Origin of the sequence: Bartonella capreoli, from assembly GCF_902813205.1 — a bacterium.
Classification (GTDB): Bacteria; Pseudomonadota; Alphaproteobacteria; order Rhizobiales; family Rhizobiaceae; genus Bartonella; species Bartonella schoenbuchensis.
The window spans coordinates 1-451 of sequence record NZ_CADDZX010000212.1; the positions used below are offsets into that span (position 1 = coordinate 1).

Annotated in this window: 1 pseudogene; it reads right to left on the reverse strand. The window is 36.6% G+C overall.

Annotated features, from left to right (window positions below):
• Positions 1-451, reverse strand: a pseudogene (locus tag J7R05_RS08100) (class I SAM-dependent RNA methyltransferase); the annotation flags it as partial.

Here is a 451-nt window from a genome sequence, read left to right on the forward strand (position 1 = left end):
CCTATTCCTGAAAACAAATCAAGAGCATTCTTTGCTTTTCTTAAATGAGTCAAAATAATTTTGCCCATGATATTTTCTGCTTCAAAAGTTGCTTGGAGAAAACCTCCAGTGGGAAATTCAACACAAACATCCCCGAAGTAAATCAATGGCTTTTCTCGTTCAACCAAAACTTCACCTTCAACAGATAAACGTGTAATTCCACATGCAAGCGCCATATGAACTATTTTCTGACGAATAGGCTCATGGCGTATAATACAACCGCTTACAGCGACATCTAAACCATTTGCAACGTATGTTATCGTAATGTGAAATCGTTTGGCATAATTGCTCAGAAAAGCGCACAATTTCCTAATATCATCTAATTTAGATATAATTTCTGGACAGCTCACTGGACATTCCTCAAGAGCTACAATTTCATGAGAAAGATGACGATTAAAACCTATTCTATAGC